Origin of the sequence: Halopseudomonas sp. (assembly GCF_047631575.1) — a bacterium.
Lineage (GTDB): Bacteria > Pseudomonadota > Gammaproteobacteria > Pseudomonadales > Pseudomonadaceae > Halopseudomonas.
Genome location: NZ_JBLIAB010000004.1, coordinates 182,426 through 205,139, shown reverse-complemented (window position 1 = coordinate 205,139; position 22,714 = coordinate 182,426). Strand labels below are relative to the sequence as shown.

At 56.7% G+C, this 22,714-nt stretch carries 22 protein-coding genes; 10 read left to right on the top strand and 12 right to left on the bottom strand.

The annotated features are described in order from the left end of the window. The first annotated feature begins 104 nt into the window (after window positions 1–104). From ACJAXR_RS09765 to ACJAXR_RS09745, 5 genes are all read left to right on the top strand, one after another. Window positions 105–800 (top strand): SURF1 family protein, encoded by a 696-nt coding sequence (locus ACJAXR_RS09765; protein ID WP_415058068.1) that lies wholly within the window; start codon window positions 105–107, stop codon window positions 798–800. Beyond that, entirely contained in the window at window positions 793–1,395 is a 603-nt protein-coding gene (locus ACJAXR_RS09760; RefSeq protein ID WP_415058067.1) for a hypothetical protein, read from the top strand. Before ACJAXR_RS09765 ends, ACJAXR_RS09760 begins: the two co-directional genes overlap by 8 nt. 5 nt (window positions 1,396–1,400) lie before the next feature. Continuing rightward, window positions 1,401–2,441, top strand: a complete 1,041-nt coding sequence (locus tag ACJAXR_RS09755) for a COX15/CtaA family protein (protein WP_415058217.1) — start codon at window positions 1,401–1,403, stop codon at window positions 2,439–2,441. A gap of 74 nt (window positions 2,442–2,515) precedes the next feature. Then, on the top strand, window positions 2,516–3,421 hold the full coding sequence (gene cyoE, locus ACJAXR_RS09750) for a heme o synthase (RefSeq protein ID WP_415058066.1): 906 nt from the start codon (window positions 2,516–2,518) through the stop codon (window positions 3,419–3,421). Further along, window positions 3,418–4,044 (top strand): SCO family protein, encoded by a 627-nt coding sequence (locus ACJAXR_RS09745; protein WP_415058065.1) that lies wholly within the window; start codon window positions 3,418–3,420, stop codon window positions 4,042–4,044. Before cyoE ends, ACJAXR_RS09745 begins: the two co-directional genes overlap by 4 nt. A gap of 4 nt (window positions 4,045–4,048) precedes the next feature. On the opposite strand, the gene ACJAXR_RS09740 is transcribed toward ACJAXR_RS09745, so the two are convergent. The 9 genes from ACJAXR_RS09740 to ACJAXR_RS09700 form a co-directional block, all read right to left on the bottom strand. After that, on the bottom strand, window positions 4,049–4,921 hold the full coding sequence (locus ACJAXR_RS09740; RefSeq protein WP_415058064.1) for a TIGR03915 family putative DNA repair protein: 873 nt from the start codon (window positions 4,919–4,921) through the stop codon (window positions 4,049–4,051). A 9-nt stretch (window positions 4,922–4,930) separates the two neighbouring features. Beyond that, window positions 4,931–6,145 (bottom strand): putative DNA modification/repair radical SAM protein, encoded by a 1,215-nt coding sequence (locus ACJAXR_RS09735; RefSeq protein ID WP_415058063.1) that lies wholly within the window; start codon window positions 6,143–6,145, stop codon window positions 4,931–4,933. 98 nt (window positions 6,146–6,243) lie between these two features. Next, entirely contained in the window at window positions 6,244–6,891 is a 648-nt protein-coding gene (gene pdeM / locus ACJAXR_RS09730; RefSeq protein ID WP_415058062.1) for a ligase-associated DNA damage response endonuclease PdeM, read from the bottom strand. Next, window positions 6,888–9,362, bottom strand: coding sequence for a ligase-associated DNA damage response DEXH box helicase (locus ACJAXR_RS09725; protein ID WP_415058061.1), 2,475 nt, complete (start codon window positions 9,360–9,362; stop codon window positions 6,888–6,890). Before ACJAXR_RS09725 ends, pdeM begins: the two co-directional genes overlap by 4 nt. Continuing rightward, window positions 9,352–10,947, bottom strand: a complete 1,596-nt coding sequence (locus ACJAXR_RS09720) for an ATP-dependent DNA ligase (protein WP_415058060.1) — start codon at window positions 10,945–10,947, stop codon at window positions 9,352–9,354. Before ACJAXR_RS09720 ends, ACJAXR_RS09725 begins: the two co-directional genes overlap by 11 nt. After that, a complete protein-coding gene (locus ACJAXR_RS09715; RefSeq protein ID WP_415058059.1) occupies window positions 10,947–11,942 on the bottom strand; it encodes a ligase-associated DNA damage response exonuclease in 996 nt (331 codons plus the stop codon). The genes ACJAXR_RS09720 and ACJAXR_RS09715 overlap by 1 nt, the downstream gene beginning before the upstream one ends. 119 nt (window positions 11,943–12,061) lie before the next feature. Continuing rightward, window positions 12,062–12,847: a zinc ABC transporter permease subunit ZnuB gene (znuB, locus tag ACJAXR_RS09710; protein WP_415058058.1), complete on the bottom strand. Its 786-nt coding sequence runs from the start codon at window positions 12,845–12,847 to the stop codon at window positions 12,062–12,064. Further along, the gene (znuC, locus tag ACJAXR_RS09705) at window positions 12,840–13,619 is read right to left on the bottom strand and encodes a zinc ABC transporter ATP-binding protein ZnuC (protein WP_415058057.1); all 780 of its coding nucleotides are present in this window, start codon (window positions 13,617–13,619) and stop codon (window positions 12,840–12,842) included. Before znuC ends, znuB begins: the two co-directional genes overlap by 8 nt. After that, complete coding sequence (locus tag ACJAXR_RS09700; RefSeq protein ID WP_415058056.1) at window positions 13,616–14,110, bottom strand: Fur family transcriptional regulator; 495 nt, start codon at window positions 14,108–14,110, stop codon at window positions 13,616–13,618. The genes znuC and ACJAXR_RS09700 overlap by 4 nt, the downstream gene beginning before the upstream one ends. Window positions 14,111–14,192: 82 nt before the next feature. Between ACJAXR_RS09700 and znuA the strand changes: the two genes are divergently transcribed. Continuing rightward, window positions 14,193–15,122 (top strand): zinc ABC transporter substrate-binding protein ZnuA, encoded by a 930-nt coding sequence (gene znuA / locus ACJAXR_RS09695; protein WP_415058055.1) that lies wholly within the window; start codon window positions 14,193–14,195, stop codon window positions 15,120–15,122. Here the strand turns inward: znuA and ACJAXR_RS09690 are convergent, their stop codons facing one another. Then, the gene (locus ACJAXR_RS09690; protein WP_415058054.1) at window positions 15,123–16,076 is read right to left on the bottom strand and encodes a homoserine kinase; all 954 of its coding nucleotides are present in this window, start codon (window positions 16,074–16,076) and stop codon (window positions 15,123–15,125) included. It abuts the gene before it with no gap. A gap of 9 nt (window positions 16,077–16,085) precedes the next feature. After that, on the bottom strand, window positions 16,086–16,373 hold the full coding sequence (locus tag ACJAXR_RS09685) for a DUF2782 domain-containing protein (RefSeq protein WP_415058216.1): 288 nt from the start codon (window positions 16,371–16,373) through the stop codon (window positions 16,086–16,088). A gap of 89 nt (window positions 16,374–16,462) precedes the next feature. On the opposite strand from ACJAXR_RS09685, the gene polA reads away from it, so the two are divergent. Further along, window positions 16,463–19,204, top strand: a complete 2,742-nt coding sequence (gene polA, locus ACJAXR_RS09680; RefSeq protein ID WP_415058053.1) for a DNA polymerase I — start codon at window positions 16,463–16,465, stop codon at window positions 19,202–19,204. Window positions 19,205–19,428: 224 nt separating this feature from the next. On the opposite strand, the gene yihA is transcribed toward polA, so the two are convergent. Continuing rightward, window positions 19,429–20,091, bottom strand: a complete 663-nt coding sequence (gene yihA / locus ACJAXR_RS09675) for a ribosome biogenesis GTP-binding protein YihA/YsxC (RefSeq protein WP_415058052.1) — start codon at window positions 20,089–20,091, stop codon at window positions 19,429–19,431. A 272-nt stretch (window positions 20,092–20,363) separates the two neighbouring features. Here yihA and ACJAXR_RS09670 point away from each other — a divergent pair, with 272 nt between their 5' ends. From ACJAXR_RS09670 to ACJAXR_RS09660, 3 genes are all read left to right on the top strand, one after another. Beyond that, entirely contained in the window at window positions 20,364–20,972 is a 609-nt protein-coding gene (locus ACJAXR_RS09670; RefSeq protein WP_415058051.1) for a c-type cytochrome, read from the top strand. Between the two features lie 170 nt (window positions 20,973–21,142). Further along, window positions 21,143–21,787 (top strand): thiol:disulfide interchange protein DsbA/DsbL, encoded by a 645-nt coding sequence (locus ACJAXR_RS09665; RefSeq protein ID WP_415058050.1) that lies wholly within the window; start codon window positions 21,143–21,145, stop codon window positions 21,785–21,787. 57 nt (window positions 21,788–21,844) lie between these two features. After that, entirely contained in the window at window positions 21,845–22,681 is an 837-nt protein-coding gene (locus ACJAXR_RS09660) for an endonuclease/exonuclease/phosphatase family protein (protein ID WP_415058215.1), read from the top strand. Window positions 22,682–22,714 lie beyond the last annotated feature (33 nt).

Below are 22,714 nucleotides of genomic sequence, written 5' to 3'. Positions count from 1 at the left end.
ATCCATGAATGTGAAGGGTTTTACCATTATAAACCCTGCAGTTCTTCAAGGTTGCCATGTCTGATATCTCCTCCACCACAACGCGATTTGCACCCGGCTGGGCCATGACTGCATTTGTTGCATTCTTTTTACCTGCGCTAATCGCTCTTGGCTTCTGGCAGCTCGATCGTGGCGAAGAAAAACGTCAGATGCAGGCGCAGATGGACGCAAGTCGCAGCGCCCTGGCCGTATCAGTCCAAACCCTCCAAAATGCGGACGATCGCGCATGGATGCCGCTTCAGATCCAAGGGGTGTTTGATCCCGAGCACATCTGGCTACTGGATAATCGCACCCGCAACGGCCAGGCTGGTCTGGAAGTCCTGCAGCGGTTCAAAGACATCGACTCTGACCTTGAACTTGTGGTCAATCGAGGCTGGCTTGCCTGGCCTGACCGCCGTGAAACCCCGCGAGTCGTTACTCCCGAGGGGATCCAGCGGTTGGACGCCGAGGCACTGCCAAAGGCCGAGGCGGGCTTCACCCTCGGTGATACCAACGTTCAATCCACCTGGCCCAAGCTGATTACCAGCGTGGACCTAAAAGCAATGAACGCGGCCAGCAGCCAATCCCTGCTGCCCTGGATGGCGCGCCTGCGAACCGGCAGTGACGCGGCGCTGACGCTAGACTGGCCGGCGCTACCCATGACTTCCAGCAAGCATGTTGCTTATGCGGTGCAATGGTTTGCATTGGCACTGGCCCTGCTGGCACTCTTTGTCTGGGCCGGTTTTCGGCCCGAATCCCCGGAGAACGAAACGAATGCATGACAGGGAACAATCACCTGCGCCAGAGCGAAAACCTCACGGTCAGCTCAAGCTGCTGGCCATCTTCGCCGTCGTACTGGGACCCATATTCCTCGCAGGCCTTATGGCCAAACTGGGCGTGGGTATTCCCGATAGCCAGACTAATCGTTCGGACCTGATCGAGCCGGCAATTGTAATTGATGACTGGCAACTGGCGATCGAACCCGTAGGCTATGGCTCCCCTTGGAGACTGGTGGTGACAGCCGCTGGAGAATGCGGCCAAACATGTCTAAAACTGCTTAACGAGGCCCGACAGATTAACGTCGCACTGGGGCGTGAAGCTGGCCGCGTTGAACATCTGGTTGCGTTGGGTGAGCCGGTGCCAGATGCGCTGCGCGAGCGCCTGGAGCGAGAATATCCGCGGATGCAGCAGACCGGACTTGACCCGGATGCCTATCGCCGCAGTCTAACATCCCACCCTCCGGAATGGCGCGAAGGCGCGCAGCTATGGCTCATAGACCCCCTTGGTAGAGTAATATTGCATCAAGCTGTAGACGAGCCCGGCAAACAATTGCTGGATGACCTTAAACACTTATTGAAAGTTTCCAAGGTAGGCTAATGAGCATGCGTAAACCTGGTTACGTTTTGGCCCTGTGCGCACTGGCCCTAGGCTTCGTTGTTGTCATTCTTGGCGCTTATACCCGGCTGGTACATGCCGGGCTAGGCTGTCCTGATTGGCCCGGTTGCTATGGTTTTCTCGGCGTACCTCAATCGGCGGATGCAATCCAGCTTGCCGAGACACGCTTTCCCAACGAGCCTGTGGAAGTATTCAAGGCCTGGGCAGAAATGATTCATCGCTATGTCGCTGGCGCCTTGGGTTTACTTATCCTCGGTCTGGCGCTTAACAGTCTTCGTCACCGGCGACTTCCGGGATATGCTGTTGGCTTGAGCTTCGGTTTGCTACTGCTAGTCATCTGTCAGGCGGCCTTTGGCATGTGGACAGTAACCTTAAAATTATGGCCGCAGATTGTAACGGGCCATCTGCTGGGTGGCTTCGCTACCCTGAGTCTCTTACTACTGCTTTCGCTGCGTCTGTCAGGGCGGTACAACGCGGTATCACCACGCAAATCGATCGTGCGTGTGCGCTATTTTGCCCGTTTCGCGTTGGTGGTCGTGATCGGACAGATCACGCTCGGGGGCTGGACCAGTACCAATTATGCAGCACTCGCCTGCGTGGATCTGCCAACCTGCCACGGCGTATGGTGGCCCGAGATGGATTTTGCGGCAGGATTTCATCTGTTCCACGAAATAGGTCCAAATTACCTTGGTGGCATACTCGAAGGCGAAGGCCGCACGGCAATCCATTTAACCCATCGTATCGGAGCTCTGGTAACCAGCATCGTCTTGCTATTGCTAGCCTGGCGGTTGACACAGGTACGACTTGGCGGGCTGGCAAGCCTGCTGGTAGCCGTGCTGGCAGTACAGATCAGTTTGGGCATAAGTAATGTGCTACTGCATCTTCCGTTAATCGTCGCTGTCGCTCATAACGCCGTAGGCGCGGTGCTATTACTGGTTATGGTTGCCATCAACTACCGCTTGCGCGCACCGCCCAGGGACGTTTATTTCAGTACTGACAGTTCGGCCGGCACGCTGGCAAGCCGTTGAACCCTGGCGCATACTGACGACCAAACCAATAATTCAAACAATGACGAACGCCGAGGCGTTCTGGGGAAGCTTTTATGACGACCTTGACCGATACGGCCCCCGCAGGCGCTCTATGGCGAGACTACCTGGAACTGACAAAACCAAAGGTAGTGGCGCTGATGATTATCACATCAGCCATCGGCATGCTGCTGGCGACCGAGGGCATGGTGCCATGGACCATCCTGGTACTGGGTAATCTGGGTATAGCGCTCTGCGCTGGTTCGGCGGCCACGGTCAATCATCTGGTAGACCGCCGAATCGACATACATATGGCGCGCACACAGCGTCGTCCGATGGCACAGGGACGCCTTAACCCAATCAGTGCCATGGTCTTCGCGCTGATACTGGGCGTCGGTGGCATGGCCATTCTGCTGACCTGGATTAATCCGGTCACTGCCTGGCTCACCCTGGGCTCGCTACTCGGATACGCAGTCATTTATACCTTGTTCCTCAAGCGAGCCACACCCCAGAATATCGTGATTGGCGGCCTCGCTGGCGCCGCACCACCGCTTTTGGGATGGACCGCAGTGACGGGTCAAATCGATGCCGAAGGACTGCTCCTGGTGTTGATTATCTTTGCCTGGACCCCGCCGCATTTCTGGGCTCTGGCGATCCATCGTAAAGCCGAATATGCCAAGGTTGATATTCCCATGTTGCCGGTAACACACGGCGAGCGGTACACCAAACTGCATATTCTGCTCTACACCTTCATCCTGCTGGCCGTCAGCATGTTGCCATTTGTCATTCACATGAGCGGTCCGATATACCTCGCCGCTGCACTGGTGCTGGGTGTGCGCTTCATCGACTGGGCCTGGGCATTGTGGCGCGACAGTCGGCCACATGCGGCGATCAAGACATTCAAATTCTCACTCTGGTATTTGCTTTGGTTGTTCGTTGCGCTGCTGGTAGATCATTATGTTGGAGTCGCAGGATGGCTATGAGTGGCGTGCAAAAGACCGTACTGATTACAGTTGCAGTTATTGCTCTGGTACTAGGCGCAGTGGTGGCCAAGGTCAATCGGCAGGTGCCACTGGATCGCGATGTGCTATCTAATGCCGGCATCTTTCTATTCGATAATCCGCGCAGTCTGCCGCAAGTGGCCCTGCAATCATCGACCGAAGCAGCTTGGACTCAACAGGATCTGATTGGACAATGGGATCTGTTGTTTTTTGGCTACACCTTCTGTCCTGACATCTGCCCCACCACCATGGCCGATCTGCGTGCAGTTGTTCAGGCATTGCCAAAGGTGGCTCAGGACACGCTGCAGGTGACCATGGTCAGTGTTGATCCAGAGCGAGACACACCTAAGCAATTGGCCGAGTATCTAGGGTATTTCAATGCCGAATTCAAGGGTGTCACCGGCGAGCCGGCAGAGCTGGCTAAACTAGCCCAAGCGCTCTCGATCGCTTATATACCGCCGGATACCAGTGAAGAAAACTATCTGGTCGATCACAGCGGCCAGGTAGTTATGATCAACGCTGAAGGCCAGTACGTTGGCTTTATACGCCCACCATTCAAGGCCGCAGAACTGAGCCTATGGTTGCCACGAATCATGAATCCCTGAGCAATCATATGTCGCCCCCTATGGGGGCTTTTACGGGCTCACCGATAACGGCCTCATCACCGGCCAGTCGAATAACCTTACCTTTTTTTGCCGCTACGCCGTCGGCCTGGCCATTTTTCTGCGCACCTGCCCGCGCCTTGCTGAGTAATACCGGGATCAATTTACCCTCAGTCAGCCCCTTCCAGAAACGCAGCGGCATGTGACCCTGCATCACCCTGGGATTGAGACGTGCTGGATTGAAGATGCTGGCATAGTAGGTCTCCCATAGCGCATCATCCTTGCCTCGTACCGCTTCGGCCTGTGCCAGCCAACCTGGCGGGCAGGGTTGGCGATAGTGCAATTGCTGGCCGTCATACCAGACCCCGTCGCGGGGGGTGGCAATCAACCAGCGCTGACGTCCAAGGCGCTCAGCAAAATGCATGCTGGCACTGGCGAGAATGTCATGTGCCGGTTCATGCCAGGCAACATAGTCCAGATCGGCTCCAGCTGGCAGGGGATGAAAACGCAGAAACGCATGCAGATGATGCGCCTCTCGACTGACCGATTTGATGCGTCGATGCAGTTCACTACCGTCCGGATCACCGGCCAGCATAGCCTCACGCTCACCTTTGACTACCCGCCAGAGAATCCGATAAAGCACATTCCAGCGCCCCGGCGTGCGGTAACGTGCCGCATTTTCTAGCTTCGTCAGCAATTGGGCAGGTACCCGCAGGGTTTTTATACCGTCGCCATAGGCAGGTAGTGGCTCAGCAGCAAACAACTGGCGATTATCTTCATCTTCCCAGACCACGGCATGGGGCGCTACGCCCTGAACCAGTAGAGTCCTGGCCTGATCTCGCCAGCGCTCAAAGTTATCCTCACAGCACAACACAAGCATATTGCTACCTCAGGCCCATAGGGCCATCTGTGCGGGCTGATCGCTCAATTGTCGGCGTAGTTGGCTGGATTCGGTTGTATCCTGACGCGGACGATAATCACTGGTAACGATAAAAAGTCGCGCCTTGTCCATCACGCATCGCATGCGCAGTAGATCTTCAAAACGTATGCGCTTAAGCCGCCGCAGACTGACAATACGTTGCGCAGAGCGCAATCCAATGCCTGGCACTCTCGCAATCATGGCGGGCTCGGCCACGTTAAGATCAACCGGAAACAACGACCGATTGACCAGCGCCCAGGCTAATTTGGGGTCGATATCCAAAGGCAGATTACCCTGCACACCGATCAGCTCACTCGCCTTGAAGCCGTAGCTACGTAGCAAGAAGTCAGCCTGATACAACCGATGCTCGCGCAGCAAAGGTGGCGCCTGGCAAGGCACCGATGAAGGGCTGTTGGGAATTGGGCTAAACGCCGAATAGTAGACCCTGCGTAGGCGGTAGTCGCCATACAGCGATTCAGCCATATGCAATATACGACTATCGTCACTGGCATCGGCGCCGACGATCATCTGTGTGCTCTGCCCACCCGGCGCAAATTTAGGTGCGCGTTTGTCTGCACGCGACTCGTTGGAGGCATTGTCTATTGTCGCCATCGCCCCGGTAATACTACCCATCTGCTTTTCTGGCGCCAGGCGGATCAAGCTGTCTGGACTGGGTAGCTCAATATTGACACTGAGCCGATCAGCATAACGTCCGGCCTCCTCAATCAGAGCCGGATCAGCCTCGGGGATCGTCTTGAGATGAATGTAGCCACGAAACTGATGGTCCTCGCGTAATAGCCTGGCTACACGGATCAACTGCTCCATGGTGTAATCCGGTGACTGGATAATCCCCGAGCTGAGGAACAAACCGCTGACGTAATTGCGCTGGTAGAAATCCAGCACCAGCTTGACCACCTCTTCAGGCATGAAGCGCGCCCGCGGCACATCGCTGGAGCGACGATTTACACAGTATTGGCAGTCATACAGGCAAAAATTAGTCAGCAGGATTTTCAACAATGATACGCAGCGGCCATCCGGAGTATAGCTGTGACAAATCCCCATACCATTTGACGCACCGATACCGTCCTTTCCACGAGAGCTGCGCTTGGGCGCTCCGCTACTGGCACAGGACGCATCGTACTTGGCTGCATCGGCCAGAATCGTGAGTTTTTCAATCAGCTCCATGTCACACCTTTATGCTGTATATAAATACAGCATAAGCTTTGTCGAGTATTTGCTCAACCGACCTGCGCAGGGCATTACATAACAAAAGAGCGGATGCGTTAATCCGGGCCCGGAAACAGCTCGCCTTCGACCACCAGTACCGTTTTTCCTGCAAACGTGCGCGGCAAATCCCAGCCTCCGGTGAGCGCCCCAAAGGAGGGTAGAACACTGACCTGCTCGCGGAACCAGAATACCGGCGCGCGTAACCGATCGGCCGCCACCTGCAACGTCAATACCGGGTGCAGGTGTCCTGCTAGCACGTGGCGCCCTGGCACCGCCTCGGGCTCGTGGCGCAGACGAAAGGGTCCCAGATCCAGATGATCGTGCCACAGTAATCCGACATCTACTCCGGCCGCGTGCCTGTCGTGATTGCCCACGACAGCTTCAACCGACACCGCTCGATGCTGCGCCATCCATTCGGGAAATATATCCAGAAACGGCTCACCAGGCACGGGCCGGTGGTGAAAAAAATCACCCAGGACAATAAGCCTTCGTGGCGAAAAAACCTGCAGCAATGCACTCAAACGCTGCAGGTCATCGCGGCTCTGACCGCTGGGCACAGCCAAGCCGCGGCGTCGCATCAAAGCAGCCTTACCAAAATGGGTATCAGCAACCAGAAGCGAGGACTCCGCCGGATAAAACAAGGCCCGGTCGCCATGCAGTACTACGTCGGCGTCCGCTAATTGCCAATTCAAAGTGCGACTCACAAGCGCTTTCTCGGTTGTCGCGCGGCATTTTTTTCCAGGCTGACTATCATACGCTGGACCCTCTCGCGCCAGCCTTCCGTACTGATTCGATTACGCTGACGCTCGACCCAAAGCGGAAATGCCAATGGCGAAAAGCGTTCGATTGATATCAGTATCTTTTCCTGGCCAGAGGCTCGATCCAGTACCCGCTTCAACCGCTGAATATCCAGTTGATCTTCAAGCACTTCTCGGCTGGCCTGCGCGAGCAACAGATGGTTAGGATCGTAGCGCAACAAGGTGTCATAGAGTAGGCCACTGGATGCCTGCAATTGTCGGTCGCTCTTGCCGCTACCGGGAAAGCCCTGAAATACCAGACCGCTGACTCGGGCAATATCGCGAAACTGACGACGCGCCAGTTCGCCTGCATTCAGTGACGCAAGCACATGATCCAGCAAGTGCTCAGGGCTGAGCAGTGAGTGCCAGTCTGCCTCTGAAAGCTCAGGCAGCTTCGCCGAGGTAAGCAACTCAAGGCCGTAATCGTTAACCGACAACGAGAAAGTAGCTGGAACCCATTGCCCCAGTCGCCAGGCCAGTACCGCCGCCAGACCTTCGTGGGCCAACCGCCCAGCGAACGGGTAAACGAACAGATGCTCGCCCTCGCGCGAGCTACAGCGCTCGACCAGTAGTCGCGAGCGGCTGGGTAAAGCCGATTGTTGCTTTTGCAATTCCAGCACCGGGGCAATAGCTTGTACCTCCGCGTCGGTGTACTGCCCGGCCTGTACCTCTTCAAAAATATCGAGGACGCTGTCGGCCAATTCGCTGGATAGAGGCAGGCGTCCGCCATACCAGCGCGGCACACTATGCCTCCGGGTTTTCGCCAGACGTACGTAGGCAACCAGGTCCCGCACCTTGACCAACTCCAGTGCGCGGCCGGAGAATAGAAACACATCGCCCGGCTTGAGCCGAGCGATAAAGGTTTCCTCAATACTGCCCAGGCTGCCGCCCTTCATAAAACGCACCTGGATTTGCGCATCACTGGTGATAGTACCGATCGCCAGCCGATGACGACGAGCTATACCCGTGTCTTCGACCGTATAACGGCCATCACACATCACCACCCGTTGGAATTGCGGATAATGCTCAAGCACAGGCCCACCCTGAGTGATGAACATCAAGCACCAGGTGAAAACCTTTTCGTCCAGATCGGCGAACGCATGAGTCCTTCGCAGCTCCGCGAACATCGATTCAGCGCTGAAACCCGGGCCCGCCGCCAACGTCACCAAATGCTGTACCAGTACATCCAGGCTCAGTCGCAGTGGCCGACGCGCCTCAACTTGTCCTGCTTTCCAGGCCCGGCGCACAGCGGCAATCTCTACCAACTCCAGCGCGTGACTGGGCACACATAGAATTTCACTGGCGGCACCCGGCTGATGACCCGAACGACCGGCTCGTTGCATCAGCCGCGCTACCCCCTTGGGGCTGCCGATCTGCACTACCCGGTCCACCGGCGAGAAGTCCACACCCAGATCCAGACTCGAGGTGCAGACCACGCAGCGGAAATCACCCTGACGCAAACCGTTCTCGATACGCCGCCGTACTGCGCGGTCAATCGAGCCGTGATGCAGACCGAGCTCGGTCACCCACTCAAGACGCCCCTTAATAATAGCTTCAAACCAGAGCTCAGCCTGGGATCGAGTATTAGTGAATAACAATGAGGTCTTGCCTTCACCCAGATAATCCAGCACACCATCAAGCTGCGACAGCCCCAAATGGCCGGCCCAGGGAAAACGCTCGACACTGACCGGGCATAGCCCGCGAATGCTAAGCGGCTTACTCTGGGCGCCGGCGATCTGCACACCCGGTTCAGCGCCCTCACCGAGCAGCACCGCCATAGCTTCGTCCAGATTGCCGAGCGTCGCCGACAGCCCCCAGACCGCCAACTGCGGATGCCGGCCACGCAGCCAGGCCAGGCACAACTGTAACTGCACGCCACGCTTATTCCCCAGTAGCTCGTGCCACTCATCGACTATTACCGCATCCAGATGTTTAAAGCTCTCCTCGGCATTGCGATAGGAAAGCAGAACCGAGAGGCTTTCCGGTGTGGTCACCAAAGTCTCCGGTAGTTTGCGTCGCTGCCGTGCGCGCACACTGGCAGAGGTGTCACCGGTACGGGTTTCGACCTTCCAGTCCAGGCCCAAGGCATCAACGGCCCGCTGCAAGTGCCCGGCGGTGTCGTTGGCAAGTGCTCTGAGTGGCGTAATCCAGAGAACGCGCAGGCCGCCGCTGCGAATCGGTTTTTCCAGCGCATCAGACACCAGACCCAACCATGCTGCCAGGGTCTTACCCGAGCCAGTTGATGCGTGAATAAGCCCGCTGCGACCGCTACGAAATGCATGCCAGGCCTCACGCTGAAATGGCGCGGGGGTCCAGCCCTGTTCAGCAAACCAGGCCTCGACCGCAGCAAGCCCATCTGGCGTAGCCTTAGGCGCCATAGAGACGCAACAGGTCTTTTACCTGCTCCAGCGTATCGGCTTCGGCCACCGGTTTATCTTGGCGCCAACGCGCGATGCGTGGAAAGCGCAGAGCAATACCAGACTTATGTCGCGGCGAGGACTGAATACCCTCGAAAGCAATTTCCAGCACATGCTCAGGTTTAAGCGAGCGCACCGGACCAAACTTTTCTACAGTATTGCGGCGTATCCAGTGATCAAGCTTTTGAATTTCCTTATCCGTCAGACCTGAATAGGCCTTGGCGATGGGTACATAGGCGTCGCCATCGCGCACTGCCAGGGTGTAATCAGTATATAAATTGGCCCGGCGGCCGTGTCCGGGCTGGGCGTAGAGCAGGACAGCATCAATGGTCAGTGGCTCAATTTTCCATTTCCACCAGTCACCCCGAGTTCGGCCGCTGCGATAGGGGCTGTCCATTCGCTTAAGCATAAGCCCCTCAACCATGCGCTCTCTGCTGCTTTCGCGCTCAATAGCCAGTGCGCTCCAGTGAGCCGCGCTGATCCTGGGGCTGATGCGGATAGCTGTCTGTCCACTGTCTGCCAGTAGCGTTTCCAACAGAGCGCGGCGCTCGCGCAGCGGTCGCTCTCGCCAGTCCTGCTGCTGATATTCCAGTATGTCGTACGCAAGAAAGATCACCGGCACCTCACGCAGCAGTTTCTCGCCAAGGGTTTTGCGCTGGATACGCCGCTGCATTTGCGAGAAGGGGAGTACCGCAGTATCCCAGCCAAGAATTTCGCCATCGAGCACCACCTCCGGCAAGTTCACTGCTGCTGTCTCCACCTCCGGAAAACGCCCGTTCATCGGCTCCTCGCCGCGCGACCAGAGCCAAGTACCACCGGGTCGGGCGATCAATTGCGCACGAATACCATCCCACTTCCATTCCGCAAGCCAGTCCTGCACATCTCCGAGCATTTGCGGCTCATTCTCGAGCGGCGAAGCCAGAAAAAATGGGTAGGGCTGACCTTCGCGTTCTTCTCGATGCTCTTGGTCGAATAAAGCGGTAAAGAAAGCTGCCGTGGGCTCGTAATCACCAATTAAACGCCGGGCAACTAATGCCCGGGGCAGATCACCCAGAGCCGCCAGCGCGCGCTCAACCAGCCCGCGGGATACGCCAACGCGTAAACTGCCGGTGAGTAGTTTGTTGTAGAGAAAGCAGGCCCGGCGCGGCAGACTGCGCCAGTGTGCAAGCACATGGGTTTTCTGTTCAGGCTCTTCCAACTTGCGCAGACCCACAATGGTCTGCTCGATCCAGCTAGCCAGCGCCCCTTCGACGGTTTCGCGCTGGCTACCATCTTCCATTAACAAGCTGATGGTTTCGGCCAGATCACCCACATGCTGATAGCTTTCCTCCACTAGCCAGTCCGGCAACCCGGTTACCTCAACCAGCCACTCACGTAATTTGCGCGGACCAATCAGACGTTTCATTCGCCGACCAGACAGTATGTAAACCGCCCATGCCGCATCGGCTGGCGGCGCGGTGCGAAAATAGGCCATTAAAGCGTCCAGCTTGACCTGAGTCCGGGTAGTGCCGTCGAGTTCGGCATACAAATCGGCAAAAGCCTGCATCAGTCGTCCTCATCGCCGTATAAGGTGGTCAGTGCGCGGGCATCGATGCCCTCATGTTCGCGCAGATAGCGCACCAGATCATCGCTGCGACCGTGGGTGGTCAGCACCGTGCTCGCGCCACAATCGCGGATGGTATCAAGCAGAGCCGGCCAGTCGGCATGATCACTGAGCTCAAAACCTTGATCGTATCCACGCCGACGGCGGTTGCCCCGAATGCGCATCCAGCCTGAAGCAAAACCGGTACTGGCATTTTTGAAACGCCGCATCCAGGGCGATCCAGCCGCCGACGGCGGGGCCAGAATCAACTGACCGTTGAAGGTTTCATCCCGCGGCAGGCTGGATACCGGCTGGGTCGGTAACATTGCTACATCAGCCTCACGATATAACTCGGTCAGTGCCACCATTGCGCCGTGCAGATAAACAGTACGATCGGTGTGTTGGGCCAGCGCAGCTAATACCCGCTGCGCCTTGCCAAAGGCATAGGTAAACAGGATGCACGGCCGATCCGGGTTGTCGGACCACCAATCCCATATCTGCTGACCCACCACGTGGACCGGGGGCCAGCGGTAGCAGGGTAGGGCAAAGGTCGCTTCGGTAATCAGAGTATCGCAGGGCACGACTTCGAAAGGAGCACAGGTAGGATCAGCATCGCGCTTGTAATCACCGCTGACGACCCATACCCGACCATCGTCATGGGCTACTCGCACCTGCGCCGAGCCCAGCACATGACCGGCTGAATGCAGACTCAGGGTGATCGGGCCAAAACGATGCTGTTCACCATATTCAAGACCGATGAACGGATGTTCGCCCAGTCTGTGGCGAAGGATCGGTACGCTCTGGCGCTGGGCGTAATAAAGCTGATGTCCGGATCGAGCATGGTCAGCGTGGGCATGGGTGATCACGGCTGTGGTCACTGGGCGCCAGGGGTCGATATGAAAATTACCGGCAGGACAATACAGCCCGTGTTCAGTGGGAATCACTAGAGGATCATGCATACAGCAGGGCGCTCATTGGTCTGTGTCGATGCCAGCCTATCCGAGAAATGGAACAACGGGATCGCCCAGCTGTTACAGCAGATGTAACAGCTCGGTGAAACGCCAGAGCTGACAGACAGTTAGGCCCGCCGCGGTACGCATACGGACAGCATGAAGATCAAGGCAGCAGAGACCACGATCGACGGACCTGCGGGTGTGTCCAGGTGCCACGACAAGGCCAGGCCGCCCAGTACTGCCAGACAGCCTATCAGGCTCGCACTCGCCGCCATCTGCTCGGGGGTTCGGGCGTGACGCTGGGCAGCTGCGGGAGGGATGATCAGCAGCGAGGTGATCAGCAGTACACCAACGATTTTCATCGCGACGGCGATCACGATAGCGATCAATAACATCAGCGCCAACCTGATGGCCGTCACCGGCAGTCCTTCGACCCGCGCCAGCTCTTCGTGCACTGTGATCGACAGCAGTCGGCGCCAAAGGCAGGCCAGTACGATACTGACCAGCAACAATCCACCCAGCATCCAGTAAAGATCAACGCGAGCAATCGCCAGCAAGTCGCCGAACAGATAGGCCATCAGATCAACGCGCACATTATCCGAGAGAGCCAGTACAACCAGACCCAAAGATAAGGTGCTATGCGCCAGAATGCCCAGCAACGTGTCATTAGCCAGCCATTGTTTGTGCTGCAGTGCCACCAGTAATACGGCCAGTAGAACGCAGCCCAGCGTAACGGCAACCGTCAGATTGATTTCCAGCAGGATACCCAGCGCAACGCCAAGTAACGCGGAATGGGCGAGCGTGTCGCCAAAGTAGGCCATGCGTCGCCACACCACAAACGAGCCCAACGGGCCTGCAGTGATGGCCAGACCGAGCCCCGCTAGCAGAGCATAAAGCAGAAAATCAGGCATGATCGCAATCGGGTCCGTGTCGGTGTTCGTGGGGGGCCCCTTCAACCACCTCGCCGTGCAAATCGTGGGCGTGGTCGTGATGGTGGCTGTAGACCGCCAGCGCACTGGCACGCTCGCCAAACAGGGCAAGGAAAGCCGGATCGGTGCTGACCTGCTCCGGATGTCCGGAACAACAAACATGGCGGTTAATACAGACCACCGTATTGGTAGTCGCCATGACCAGGTGCAGATCATGGGATACCATCAGTACGCCGCAGCCATAGCGATCGCGCAGCGTGTTGATCAGTTGGTACAACTCGACCTGGCCGTTGACGTCAACACCCTGCACCGGCTCGTCCAGCACCAGCAGGTCAGGCTTTCGCAACAACGCCCTGGCGAGTAACACCCGCTGCAACTCCCCGCCAGACACCTGCTGCAATGGCCTGTCGGATAGATGGGCTGCTGCCACATCTGCCAATGCGGTCAACGCCTGCCCATGGGAAGAACCGGGTGAGAGCAGCAGAAAACGCAGAACCGTTAGGGGCAGACTGGCGTCCACCTGCAGCTTCTGCGGCATATAGCCGATTCGCAGCCGCGGCTCTCGCACCACAGATCCTGAGTCAGCCTTGAGCAATCCGAGCACCACGCGCACCAGGCTGGTCTTGCCTGCACCGTTGGGACCAATGAGCGTCACTATTTCGCCACGTCTGACGGTCAAACTCACGTTCTCGAGGATCATGTTGCCTTGCAGACGCAGGCTGACATGGGTTAGTTCCAGTAACGGATCGCTCATGCTGCCGCCTGACAGTATGCACACAAACCCGTAATTTCGACTGTTTCAGCCTCGATTTGAAAATCCGCGGTATCGGCACTGTTCGCTATGGCCTGACGAATCCCGGCACTATCGAGCTCGATCGTAACGTGACACTGGCGGCAAATCAGAAACTGTCCTTGGTGACGGTGTTCTGGGCTGGAACAACCCATGAAAGCATTCAGCGACGTGATTCTGTGCACCAAACCCTGCTCCAACAAAAAATCGAGGGCACGGTATACCGTCGGTGGAGCAGCGCGGCGGCCATCTTCACGGGCCAGAGTATCGAGTATGTCATAGGCACCAAGCGGCTTGTGGCTGGCCCAGACCAGCTCGAGAACGCGCTTGCGCAGCGCGGTGAAGCGGACCCCGGCCCGCTCACACAGGTTTTCGGCAGATTCCAGCGCGCCGCTGACGCACGCGCTGTGGTCGTGGGGTTGGTGAGGATCGTTCGGCATGCTCGGGTCTGACATCGCGGGGCGGCCTTTGAAGAGTATCTATGCAACAGTCTTAGTGCTGTTATCATATAACAATATTATATCCGGAGGTATGACCATGCGATTGCGCGTATTTTTCTGCCTGCTGTGCTGGCTGGGTTTGACCCCTGCCCAGGCTGCGGAATCACCCAGGGTGCTGACCACGATCAAACCCCTTCAACAGATAGCTGCAGCGGTGATGCATGGCATCGACAACCCCGGGCTACTGATGGAGCCCGGGGCATCACCACATACCTACGCGCTGCGTCCCTCCGACAGGCTCGCACTGGCACAAGCGGAGCGCATTTACTGGATTGGACCTGAATTGGAGCTATTTCTGGAGGATATTCTTGAGCGCCAGAACAATGCTGTTGCCCTGTTGCATGTTCCAAAAATGGCCGTTAGAGAGCAGCTACAGTCACACAACTTCCAGCCAGAGCAGAAATCGACAACCAGCAAACAGGAGCATAGTGACCACCACAACCATGGCAGTCTCGATGCGCACATCTGGCTGTCACCGACCAATGCCAGAATCGTGGCCCGAAAGATGGCTGCCGACCTGTCAGAGCTGTATCCGCAACAAATCGACTTGCTTCAGTCCAATCTGGCGACCTTTGAGCAGCGTCTAACCGCCATGGACACAGCCTTGCAAGCGCGCCTGGCTCCATTGAAAGACAAACCCTATTTTGTATTCCACGATGGCTACGGCTACTTCGAGGATTACTACGGAGTGCGTCCGTGGGGAATCTTCAGCCTTTCCCACGAGGTGCAGCCGGGCGCGCGACACGTCAATTTGTTACGCCAGCAATTGCAGACTGCCGGCCCGAGCTGCGTATTCACCGAACCACAGTTCACCCCCAGACTGGTCAACAGCCTGACCCAGGGATTGCCCGTGAGCATAGGCGTTCTGGATCCGTTGGGCGACGCCATTGATATCGGCCCCGAGGGCTACGCGCTGACCATAGAAGCTATCGCAGGTACCCTGGCCGATTGTCTGGAAACGCTCTGATCAGAGCGCGAGCGGTAATTGCACGGCCACCTCACGGTGGCCTTCCAGCACTTGCATGAAGTGGTCTGGATCCTTTACCAGCACGCCGGGTTGATCCTGGTGAGTGGCCGCTGCGATCCGCCGTGACAGCCAGAAACGCAGAGCAGCCAAACGCAACATATCGGCCCAGTGCGCTGCCTCAACCGCGAGAAACCGCCGCTGCGACGCATAACCCGCAAGCATGGCCTGGGCCAGTTGCGGATTAAGATGAGCATGCTCGTCGAGACACCAGTCATTGACGCAGATCGCCAGATCATAAAGCGCCCAACCGCTGGCTGCATTATAGAAATCAATCAAACCAGTCAGGTTGGGCCCCTCGAACAGCACGTTATCGCGGAACAAATCCCCATGCAAAATCGCTTTCGGCAACGGCGGGCGGTCTGTCAGCAGGCGCTGCATCACGGAGCCCAGTGGCTCAACAAGCTCACGCTCAGGTGAGTCCAGTTCGTCCAGCGCCTCACGGCTTTGTTGCTCCATCCAGGCCAGGCCCCGGTCACTCTGACGAGTCAGATCACTGCGGCTAGTGGCTGCGTGCAGCTGCGCTAATACTTTGCCAAGCTCCTGACACTGGCGCGCATTGGGCACCTTTACGTGCTTTCCGGGCAACCGCGGCTGTAAAAGCGCCGGACGGTCATTCAACCGATGCAGCTTACGTCCTTCTTGGTCCGGCACAGCAAATGGCACAGGAAGATCGGCTGCATGCAGGCAATCGAGCAAGCTGACGAAGAATGGCAAATCATCTACAGGGCCCCGTTCTATAAGTGTCAGAACGAATTCACCCTGCTCACAGCTGACGAAGAAGTTGCTGTTCTCGGTGCCTGCACTAATACCTTCGAACGACACCAGCCGACCTAGTCCGAACGGCTCAAGGAAGGCGCTCAGCTCATTCTGGCTGAGAGGAGTGAATACGGACATGGGCTCAACCTACCACTCGAATATCTTCCAGGAAGGGATACGCATACCCTCGGGCTGATCAGAGCGCATGAAGTTGCCCTCGTCATCCACTGCAACCAAATAGTAGGGCGGGCCTGACTTGGGGATAACCTTGATCGCATAAAGAAAGCCGTTTACCCGGTATTCCTCTACGGTACGATTACCTTCCTGACGAATGACAACATCCGGCTCAGCGGTAACAGGGGCTTGAGCCATTACTGCCTGGCTCATAACAAGCGCCAGACCGGTAACGGCCAATGCGCGGCCTAGTGTGCGTATCATGATAGTCTTGTCCTGTTGTGATGTGACTATTGTATTGCGACCCACTCATTCTAGACTCTTTTAGCCACGGAAAGTTGACCTGAAGCATGACTGATCAAGCCCCCCTCATTCTGGTTGATGGTTCTTCATACCTGTACCGAGCCTTTCATGCTCTGCCGCCACTGATGACCTCGAACGGAAAACCCACCGGAGCGGTCAAGGGCGTGCTCAACATGCTCAACAGCCTGCGCCGGCAATATCCCGACAGCCCCTTCGCGGTGGTGTTCGACGCCAAGGGCAAGACCTTTCGCGATGACTTATTCGAAGACTACAAGTCCCAGCGGCCACCCATGCCTGACGACCTGCGCGGGCAGATAGAGCCGTTGCATGCGTGTGTGCGCGCACTGGGGCTGCCGCTGCTGTGCGTCGACGGTGTCGAAGCAGACGATGTGATTGGTACGCTGGCACGACAGAGCGCCGCTGCGGGCTGTCCCGTGGTCATATCGACCGGTGACAAGGACATGGCACAGCTGGTCGACGAGCACATAACGCTGGTCAATACCATGAGTGGCACCGTGCTGGACATTGCGGGTGTAAAAGAAAAATTCGGCGTCGGGCCAGAATGCATCATCGACTTCCTCGCGCTGATGGGCGACAAGTCTGACAATATTCCCGGCGTACCCGGCGTCGGGGAAAAGACCGCGGTAGGCCTTGTCGCCGGTATAGGCGGTGGTCTTGATCTGATCTATGCCAACCTCGACAAGGTGCCCGAACTGCCTATCCGCGGTGCCAAAAAGCTGCCAGAAAAGCTACTAGAGCATCGGGAGATGGCTTACCTGTCCTACCAGCTGGCAACCATCAAGATCGATGTCGAACTGGAACTGCGCGCCGACGAGCTGATGCCCCGCGAGCCCGACCGAAAAGTACTGGTTGAACTGTATCGGGAGTTGGAATTCAAGAGCTGGATCGACGATTTGCTCCGGGAAGACAAGGCCGCAGGGATGGCACGTGCGGTGCCAAAGCATACAAAGCAGGTTGAGCCTCACTACGAAACCATTCTTGCCTGGGACGACTTTGAGCGCTGGCTCGAAAAATTAAAGAATGCACCCCTGTTCGCTTTCGACACTGAAACCACTAGCGTCCACGCCCAACTCGCCGAGCTGGTAGGGATCTCGCTAGCCGTGAGCCCATACGAAGCCGCTTATATCCCCCTGCGGCACAGCTACATGGGTGTGCCCGAACAGCTCGATTTTAACCGTGTACTGGCCGCTCTCAAACCGCTCCTGGAAGACGCCGACAAGCCCAAGGTTGCACAGCACGCCAAGTATGACATCAACGTATTGGCCCATTACGACATCCACGTTCATGGTGTCGCATTCGACACCATGCTCGAGTCTTATGTACTGGACTCCACTGCGACACGTCACGACATGGATAGTCTGGCGCTGAAATACCTGGGCCATGGGACGACGCGCTTTGAGGACATCGCGGGCAAGGGCGCCAAGCAGCTGACCTTCGATCAGATAGCCCTTGAACAGGCGGCTCCCTATGCTGCCGAGGATGCCGACGTCACCTTGCGTCTGCACCAGACACTCTGGGCCAAACTGGCTGACCAACCCACGCTAGCCAGCGTGTTGCAGGATATCGAGATGCCCCTGGTACCGGTACTGGCCGGCATAGAACGTTGCGGCACACTGGTTGATGCACATCTACTGGGGATCCAGAGCCTGGAACTGGGTGAAAAAATGGTCGCGCTGGAGCGCCAGGCGTTCGAACTGGCCGGGGAGGAATTCAATCTTGGATCGCCAAAACAGCTGGGCGTCATCCTCTACGAAAAACAGGGGATCCCAGTCATATCCAAAACAGCCAAGGGCCAGGCTTCCACCGCCGAAGCGGTCCTCGCTGAGCTCGCTGAGCAGGGCTACCCGCTGCCACAGGTCATCATGCAATACCGAACGGTGAGCAAGCTGAAAAGCACCTATACCGATCGGTTGCCCGAGCAGATCAACGCCCGTACAGGGCGCATTCATACCTCGTACCATCAGGCTGTCACGGCCACCGGCCGACTCTCCTCGTCGGATCCTAACCTGCAGAATATACCTATCCGCAGCGCGGAAGGTCGCCGTATTCGTCAAGCTTTCATTGCGCCCCAGGGTTACAAGCTGATGGCGGCCGACTACTCGCAGATCGAGTTACGCATTATGGCTCACCTGGCCAAGGACGAAGGCCTGTTGCATGCCTTTAAAAATGGCCTGGATGTGCACAAGGCAACCGCGGCCGAGGTATTCGGCGTCGAGCTTGACGCCGTCTCAATGGATCAGCGGCGCAGCGCCAAGGCCATCAATTTTGGTCTCATTTACGGTATGAGTGCCTTTGGCCTGGCCAAGCAAATTGATGTCGACCGCAAGCAGGCTCAAGCGTATATCGACCGCTACTTCAGCCGCTACCCAGGCGTGCTTGACTATATGGAGCGCACCCGGGCCCAGGCTGGAGAACAAGGCTATGTCGAAACATTGTTCGGTCGCCGCCTGTATCTACCCGAAATCCATGCCAAGAACCAGGCCATGCGCAAAGGTGCCGAACGCACCGCGATCAACGCGCCGATGCAAGGTACCGCTGCGGACATTATCAAACGGGCAATGGTCAGCGTAGAGCAGTGGCTGACGGAGACAGGTCTCGACGCCCGTGTGGTCATGCAAGTACACGACGAACTGGTTCTGGAAGTCAGAAAGGATCTTGTTGAGCAAGTAAGTGCGGGGCTAAAGCAGCATATGGCCGATGCAGCCGAGTTGGATGTACCGCTCGTGGTTGACGTTGGCGTAGGCAATAACTGGGACGAAGCGCACTAATGAAAAATAAATCCTCTTTTCTCATCAAAGCTTTGAACTTAACCAAGTGATGCTAGGTCGAAACAGATGAATGGCCAGTCAAGCCTTTCATCTTTCTAGATGTGATTTAGTGTTGGCAGAATGTCGGGCGAATATTTCTTAGCACAGCCCGATTCTTGAACTCCGGATCTTCCCTCCCCATATGAGATCCGGAGTTTTTTTTGTCTGTCATTCAGTCCCGGAAATTATGCGTCGTTATCGCCCGGCACTGATTCCTGCTCCTCCTCATCTTCGTCGGTAAAGAGCCAGCTCTCGAGTATCTCGTAGGCTTCCTCCAAACCCTGACGCTTGGGTGCGGAAAACAGCTGCACAGTGGCCCGGTTGCCATATTCCTTGCGCACGATAGTCTGCACCTTCAACAGCGCGTTCTTGGCCGCTCCGTAGGCGAGCTTGTCGGCCTTGCTGAGCAGAATATGGGCCGGCAGACCGGTTACATCGCTCCACTCAAGCATCATCCGATCAAAGTCCGATAGGGGATGGCGAATATCCATCACCAATACCAGTCCAGCCAGCGACTCCCGACCCGTAAGATAGGCGTCGAGGTGTTCCTTCCAGTGTTCTTTTAGCGCTAACGGAACCTTCGCGTAGCCGTAACCGGGCAAATCGACCAACCGCCGCTGTTCATCCAAGCCAAAAAAGTTGATCAGCTGGGTACGACCGGGCGTCTTCGAGGTCCGGGCCAAGCGGGCATGGGTCAGCGTGTTCAATGCGCTCGACTTGCCCGCGTTCGAGCGTCCGGCAAAAGCGACCTCGTAACCACGGTCGAGGGGGCACTGCTCGACCTGGCTGGCGCTTTTGATAAAAGTGGCTTGCTGGCAGAGGGATACAAGGGGTGTTGCTGAGGGCATGAGAAGATCCGTTATGCTACTGTCGATTGGCTGATGACATTCACCTTGGGCATCAGCTTAGTATATACTGCTGCGGTTTTATATCGCGAAAGCTTACTGCGACATTCTAGACATTGCGTCGCTTCTAGGCGACGGATAGCATGGGACACCACGTTCCGCTGCGTTGCTCTGATGTCACGTTCGGGATAAACGAGGCAAGCTGTCCGGTTTAACACGGCGATAAAGCCGGAAGGTCAGATTTGCCCCTCTTTCAGCCGTAATTGGATTAACCGATGAATAAACTACTCATTAGTCTGGTGTTGACCCTCGGTATGGCCGGTGCGGCCCATGCAGCTCAGGGTGACGCTGAAGCCGGTGCAGGCAAGGTCGCTACATGCGCCGCTTGCCACGGCGGTGATGGCAACAGCGTCATGCCCAGCTTCCCCAAGCTAGCCGCTTTGGGCGAAAAGTACCTGTACAAGCAGCTGATGGATGTCAAGGAAGGCCGCCGCGTCATCGTACAGATGACAGGCATCCTTGACCCATTGAATGAGCAAGATTTGCGTGACATCGCTGCTTATTATGATGCTCAGGTACCAACAATGGGCGTCGCTGATGCCGATCTGGCTGTCCGCGGCCAGGAGATCTACCGTGGCGGCGATCTGGCAACCGGTCTACCAGCCTGTACCGGTTGTCATTCGCCTACCGGCAAGGGTAATGACCCTGCGGGTTTCCCGCGTCTTGCCGGGCAGCATGCGGAATACATCACAACGCAGCTGACCAATTTCCGCGAAGGCGTGCGTAACAATGATGGCGACGCCATGATTATGCGCACCATCGCCGGGCGCCTGAGCAATCGCGATATCGAGGCAGTTTCCAGTTATGTTCAGGGCCTGCGGTAACCTGACTATATTGCCGGGCATATCTGCGGATTTCACTTGAAGGGTGGCTTAGGTCACCCTTTTTGTTGTTAAGTAGAAAGGCCAGTGCAGGGCCCCAATCGATGAACCTTTCGGGTACCGACCTGTCCCATTGAAGTCGGCATCATGACAAACAACACAGGGAATGAAACATGCGCATATTAATCACAGCAGGGCTAATCTGGTTAATGAGTAGTTTTACTCTGCTTCAGGCTCAGGAAGCAGACGCGCCAGCCAACTTCAAAGCAGGCGAACACTACATTGAACTGGCTTCACCCGCCGCGACCCAGGACCCAAACAAGATCGAGGTAGCCGAACTTTTCTGGTACGGCTGCGGTCACTGCTTCCAGTTTGAGCCTGTACTCGATGAGTGGAAGAAGGGATTGGCGGACGACGTCTCTTTCCGCGAGGTGCCTGCGTTGTTCGGGGGCACTTGGAATACTCACGCCCAACTGTTCTACACTGTCCAAAGCCTCGGTAAGCTGGAAGAGACCCACAAGGCCATTTTCAACGCCATTCATATCGAAAAACAGCGTTTGGCCAGCGAAGCAGAGATGATCAAATTTCTCGAACCCTACGGCATTACTGAAGAGCAATTCGAGAAAGCATGGTCCTCTTTCGGGGTACGCAGCAAGCTGTCAGAGGCTGGACGTCTGGCAAAAGCCTATCGTGCAACGGGCGTCCCGACACTGATTGTTAATGGCAAGTACCGCATCGAAGGCGGCATGGTTGGCGGCTTCGATAACATGCTTGAAGTCGCCGAATTCCTTATTGCTCGCGAACGCCAGACCCTCTGAGACAAGCCTATGGCCAAGTCCGGAAATCCTCCCCGTCGGCGCTCCCTACACGGACAGATGTTGCCGGGGAATTTGCAGACAAATGAGCTTTGCACCGCCCACGGGGACCCGCTACCCGACGTTCTCAAGCTCCTGAGCTTCAATATTCAGGTAGGGATCAACACCCAGAAGTACCAGCATTACCTGACTCGCAGTTGGCAGCATCTGCTGCCGGCCGCTGGGCGGCATAACACCCTTGGTCAGATCGGACGGGTGCTCAGTGATTTTGATCTGGTCGCCCTGCAGGAGGTCGATGGCGGAAGCCTGCGCTCAGGCTATCTCAACCAAGTCGAACATCTGGCCCGGGAAGGCCAGTTTCCTTATTGGTATCAGCAGCTCAATCGTAATCTTGGTCGTTTTGCCCAGCATTCCAATGGTTTGCTCAGTCGCTTCGCCCCAGACTATCTTGAAGACCACAAGCTGCCTGGTATTCTGCCTGGGCGGGGTGCGATTCTGACCAGTTTTGGTGAGGGTCAGAATTCCCTGCTGGTAGTGATGATGCATCTGGCCCTGAGTACACGTGGCAGGGCAAATCAGCTTGCCTATATCCGCGAGCGTATCGCTGACCACAAGCATGTCGTGCTGATGGGCGATATGAACACCCACGCAGAGGATTTGCTCGAACATTCCCCCCTTAAAGGTAGCCAGTTGCATACTGCAAGCCTCCCAGGGACCTATCCCAGCTGGAAGCCTGCGCGCGTACTGGATCACATCCTGATCAGCCCCAGCCTCAGCATCGAACAGGTTGATGTACTCGCTCAACCCATCTCAGACCACTTACCGGTAGCGATGCACATTCGCCTCCCCCCGGAACTGTGCGCGACAAAAATCAGAAAGGGCTCGCAACCTACCTGAACGGATCCTAGCCAGAGCCCCCCTTTTCAATAT

What these genes read in the sequence shown, in the direction of transcription:
- znuB (WP_415058058.1), bottom strand. Translation starts at nt 12,847, where the DNA reads ATGCCTGATTTTCTGCTTTATGCTCTGCTAGCGGGGCTCGGTCTGGCC.
- ACJAXR_RS09665 (WP_415058050.1), top strand. Translation starts at nt 21,143, where the DNA reads ATGCGCATATTAATCACAGCAGGGCTAATCTGGTTAATGAGTAGTTTT.
- ACJAXR_RS09735 (WP_415058063.1), bottom strand. Translation starts at nt 6,145, where the DNA reads ATGGAGCTGATTGAAAAACTCACGATTCTGGCCGATGCAGCCAAGTAC.
- ACJAXR_RS09700 (WP_415058056.1), bottom strand. Translation starts at nt 14,110, where the DNA reads ATGTCAGACCCGAGCATGCCGAACGATCCTCACCAACCCCACGACCAC.
- yihA (WP_415058052.1), bottom strand. Translation starts at nt 20,091, where the DNA reads ATGCCCTCAGCAACACCCCTTGTATCCCTCTGCCAGCAAGCCACTTTT.
- polA (WP_415058053.1), top strand. Translation starts at nt 16,463, where the DNA reads ATGACTGATCAAGCCCCCCTCATTCTGGTTGATGGTTCTTCATACCTG.
- ACJAXR_RS09725 (WP_415058061.1), bottom strand. Translation starts at nt 9,362, where the DNA reads ATGGCGCCTAAGGCTACGCCAGATGGGCTTGCTGCGGTCGAGGCCTGG.
- cyoE (WP_415058066.1), top strand. Translation starts at nt 2,516, where the DNA reads ATGACGACCTTGACCGATACGGCCCCCGCAGGCGCTCTATGGCGAGAC.
- ACJAXR_RS09745 (WP_415058065.1), top strand. Translation starts at nt 3,418, where the DNA reads ATGAGTGGCGTGCAAAAGACCGTACTGATTACAGTTGCAGTTATTGCT.
- ACJAXR_RS09660 (WP_415058215.1), top strand. Translation starts at nt 21,845, where the DNA reads ATGTTGCCGGGGAATTTGCAGACAAATGAGCTTTGCACCGCCCACGGG.
- ACJAXR_RS09670 (WP_415058051.1), top strand. Translation starts at nt 20,364, where the DNA reads ATGAATAAACTACTCATTAGTCTGGTGTTGACCCTCGGTATGGCCGGT.
- ACJAXR_RS09765 (WP_415058068.1), top strand. Translation starts at nt 105, where the DNA reads ATGACTGCATTTGTTGCATTCTTTTTACCTGCGCTAATCGCTCTTGGC.
- ACJAXR_RS09720 (WP_415058060.1), bottom strand. Translation starts at nt 10,947, where the DNA reads ATGCAGGCTTTTGCCGATTTGTATGCCGAACTCGACGGCACTACCCGG.
- znuA (WP_415058055.1), top strand. Translation starts at nt 14,193, where the DNA reads ATGCGATTGCGCGTATTTTTCTGCCTGCTGTGCTGGCTGGGTTTGACC.
- ACJAXR_RS09755 (WP_415058217.1), top strand. Translation starts at nt 1,401, where the DNA reads ATGCGTAAACCTGGTTACGTTTTGGCCCTGTGCGCACTGGCCCTAGGC.
- ACJAXR_RS09690 (WP_415058054.1), bottom strand. Translation starts at nt 16,076, where the DNA reads ATGTCCGTATTCACTCCTCTCAGCCAGAATGAGCTGAGCGCCTTCCTT.
- ACJAXR_RS09715 (WP_415058059.1), bottom strand. Translation starts at nt 11,942, where the DNA reads ATGCATGATCCTCTAGTGATTCCCACTGAACACGGGCTGTATTGTCCT.
- ACJAXR_RS09740 (WP_415058064.1), bottom strand. Translation starts at nt 4,921, where the DNA reads ATGCTTGTGTTGTGCTGTGAGGATAACTTTGAGCGCTGGCGAGATCAG.
- ACJAXR_RS09760 (WP_415058067.1), top strand. Translation starts at nt 793, where the DNA reads ATGCATGACAGGGAACAATCACCTGCGCCAGAGCGAAAACCTCACGGT.
- znuC (WP_415058057.1), bottom strand. Translation starts at nt 13,619, where the DNA reads ATGAGCGATCCGTTACTGGAACTAACCCATGTCAGCCTGCGTCTGCAA.